The 247-nt window shown below is 68.8% G+C and carries 1 protein-coding gene; it reads right to left on the bottom strand.

Translation table 11 applies throughout. The annotated features are described in order from the left end of the window. Positions 1 to 65 precede the first annotated feature (65 nt). Positions 66 to 247: hypothetical protein (locus tag FS507_RS20110; protein WP_222121480.1), on the bottom strand; the 182-nt coding region annotated here is incomplete at its 5' end.

Below are 247 nucleotides of genomic sequence, written 5' to 3'. Positions count from 1 at the left end.
TCCCCCCTGCCCCCAAGCCCCCCCCCGAGAACGATAACACCCCCCCCCACAGCCCCCCCAACAACTCACCCCCCAACCACACACGACGCCACATGTCCCACCCCTTCCACATCCACCCCAACCACCTCCCCCTCATCCCCTCCTACACCCACCCCCTCCACCTCCACCCCCCCAACCTCCCCCTCGTCCTCCCCTCCCCTCACCCATTCCCCCTCCCCCTCACCCACCGTCTCCTCACCCTCTAACC

It is taken from the genome of Corynebacterium glyciniphilum AJ 3170, from assembly GCF_007673095.1.
Lineage (GTDB): Bacteria > Actinomycetota > Actinomycetes > Mycobacteriales > Mycobacteriaceae > Corynebacterium.
This window is presented reverse-complemented; position numbering and strand designations above follow the sequence as displayed.